The organism is Paraburkholderia suaedae, from assembly GCF_040812055.1.
GTDB lineage: Bacteria > Pseudomonadota > Gammaproteobacteria > Burkholderiales > Burkholderiaceae > Paraburkholderia.
The window spans coordinates 1-2,093 of the sequence record NZ_JBFOAH010000088.1 but is presented as its reverse complement, the minus strand read 5'-3'; the positions used below and the strand labels follow the sequence as shown (position 1 = coordinate 2,093).

The following is a 2,093-nucleotide window of genomic DNA, read 5'->3' as shown; positions in this document are numbered from 1 at the left end:
CGGAAGTACCAGCGAACGGCGCAGCTGATGACGATAGCAGGGAAACGGTGGCCGTGATAAAGCGATTTGGTCTTCTTCATCGCTTCATTCTACCGCCCCATCTCCAGCAACCTGACAGTGCCGTCAGTAGGGATTCGTTGCTCAACACGACAGGGGGCTCTTGGGTCGCTCCGACTGAACGACTGTGAAGGGTATCGACAGCTTTTAGTGCGTGCGAGTCGTTTCGAAAAAGCGGTTCGGGCGGCGTCAAAAAAGAGCTGTGGGCGCCCCCCGTGCCTCTTATGTCGTTCCAGATTTCCCCTTAGACATCGTATCTGAGTTCTCTCTGATGCTTAACTGAGATCAGGACCGCTCGCACATCCGAATGGGCATCTAGGAGAACATAATCGCGCAGGACATACTCGCGCGCTTCGGTCAGTCCCGCTGCAACAAACGCAGCAACAACCCGATTCAGGTCACGTAAGGACTCATCGGACGCGTCATCAAGGGCGAGACTGAAGGGACGGCCAATCCGGGGATACGCCCGGATGCGTTCAATGAAGGCGAAGAGTTCCGTCTGGAAGCGCTCGAAACGTCGGAGTGCGGACTCCCGATCTTGCAGTAGCAAGAACTCTTCTACGTCATCGAGAGAGTGGTTGAAGCTCTCCGCTATTTCGATGGATATCATCCCTTGGCCCGGCTCCTCGATCGCGCATGCCGGGTCTTCATCGACTCACGGAGCTGTTCGACGGACTGGACGCGACCTGCCGCAGCGTCCTCCAGTCCGACGGCCAGATCACCCAGAGTGAAGACACGCGTGCGCTCACGCGCTTCGAGCTCGTGGTAGTAGTCCAGTTTCCTGGCATCCGACATCGGCGCAATCGGTGGCGGTAAGTCGAAATCGACGGGCCGGATTGACGTCGCCATGCTGTAGTCGGTGGCACTGGATGGCCCCCGCGGAGCGCTTTTGCGGCATTACGGCCACGTCATGGTCGACGAATGTCATCACCTACCGGCGATTTCCTTCGAGGCAGTGCTCAAGGCCGTCAATGCGCGCTACGTGCTGGGTCGGACTGCGACAGTCAGCAACCGGTGATGTTCATGCTGTGCGGGCCGGTGCGGCACGCGGCGCGTCTGCCACCCAATGCGCCGCATTCGCTTCAGGTGTTCCCGCAACGGCTCACCTCACCCGGGGACGTTCCGGTCGACGCGCGGATCCAGACAGTGTTCGCGCATCTTGCATAGGAGCGGATATCAGTAGGGCTCGTGTCGACACAAACTCGACTTTGCAGTGGACCCGAGTTGATGCGATTCTGGGAGCCTGACCCGGAGGACCGCGCATGGCGTTCGATGACAATGTGCTCGAAACCCGACTGGTACGCGTGCGCGGCCAGGTGCAGGGGATTGGCTACCGCGAAGCGTGCGCCCGGCGCGCAATCGACTCCTCCGAACCATATTTCACTGTTGCCGCGACAAATCGAAGATGAGCGCCGCTTCGACCCATTTCTCGCCGGGTGGGGTCCAGGGCGTCGGGACCTGGAAATTCCACATCAGGCGCTGCCATTCCATCAGCACCGGATCGTTTGCCTCAGCATCCGCAATGCGCTGAGCGCTGAAGATTGTGTCATCCGTCTCCGTGCTGCAGGTCTTTTTTCCAGTCACACCAGGGAAAAGCAGGTTTGAATCACAGCATTGCGCTGCACGGAAAGTGCAGACACGACCGTCGGAGAATGCGATGAGACGCTGCCTGATGTTGGACCTCAAGGATTCCCCTGATCTTATCGCCGACTACGAGGCCATGCACCGCCAGATTTGGCCGGAGGTGGCGAAACATCTCCGCAGTCAGGGAATTACCTGTAGGTCCCAAGAACGAACCTAGCAATTGACGCTCTCTTTCCTGTCCCTTCGGTCCGTAACGGAGGAGTTTCATCTTGTCTTTTCCTCGTTGCGGAGACGGCACCGAATGGTGCAGTTAATTTGACCAGCCGCCATGGCACTGTCAGGTTGCTGGAGATGGGGCGGTAGAATGAAGCGATGAAGAAGACCAAATCGCTTTATCACGGCCACCGTTTCCCTGCTATCGTCATCAGCTGCGCCGTTCGCTGGTACTTCCG

General features: G+C 58.3%; 5 protein-coding genes and 3 pseudogenes. 4 read left to right on the top strand and 4 right to left on the bottom strand.

Going from position 1 to position 2,093, the window contains the following annotated elements; all coding sequences use genetic code 11:
• The 3 genes and pseudogenes from ABQJ48_RS37620 to ABQJ48_RS37610 all read right to left on the bottom strand — a co-directional run.
• A pseudogene (locus tag ABQJ48_RS37620) lies at positions 1-80 on the bottom strand (IS6 family transposase); the annotation flags it as partial.
• 221 nt (positions 81-301) lie between these two features.
• Entirely contained in the window at positions 302-667 is a 366-nt protein-coding gene (locus ABQJ48_RS37615; protein ID WP_367842909.1) for a hypothetical protein, read from the bottom strand.
• Positions 664-906 (bottom strand): hypothetical protein, encoded by a 243-nt coding sequence (locus ABQJ48_RS37610; protein ID WP_367842908.1) that lies wholly within the window; start codon positions 904-906, stop codon positions 664-666. Before ABQJ48_RS37610 ends, ABQJ48_RS37615 begins: the two co-directional genes overlap by 4 nt.
• A gap of 10 nt (positions 907-916) precedes the next feature.
• On the opposite strand from ABQJ48_RS37610, the gene ABQJ48_RS37605 reads away from it, so the two are divergent.
• The gene (locus tag ABQJ48_RS37605; protein WP_367842907.1) at positions 917-1,075 is read left to right on the top strand and encodes a DEAD/DEAH box helicase family protein; all 159 of its coding nucleotides are present in this window, start codon (positions 917-919) and stop codon (positions 1,073-1,075) included.
• Positions 1,076-1,319: 244 nt separating this feature from the next.
• Positions 1,320-1,415: pseudogene (locus ABQJ48_RS37600) on the top strand (acylphosphatase); the annotation flags it as partial.
• A gap of 22 nt (positions 1,416-1,437) precedes the next feature.
• Here the strand turns inward: ABQJ48_RS37600 and ABQJ48_RS37595 are convergent.
• The gene (locus tag ABQJ48_RS37595) at positions 1,438-1,743 is read right to left on the bottom strand and encodes an L-rhamnose mutarotase (protein WP_367842906.1); all 306 of its coding nucleotides are present in this window, start codon (positions 1,741-1,743) and stop codon (positions 1,438-1,440) included.
• Here ABQJ48_RS37595 and ABQJ48_RS37590 point away from each other — a divergent pair.
• Positions 1,715-1,858: an L-rhamnose mutarotase gene (locus ABQJ48_RS37590; protein WP_473094255.1), complete on the top strand. Its 144-nt coding sequence runs from the start codon at positions 1,715-1,717 to the stop codon at positions 1,856-1,858. The two genes, ABQJ48_RS37595 and ABQJ48_RS37590, sit on opposite strands and share 29 nt — an antisense overlap.
• 155 nt (positions 1,859-2,013) lie before the next feature.
• Positions 2,014-2,093, top strand: a pseudogene (locus ABQJ48_RS37585) (IS6 family transposase); the annotation flags it as partial.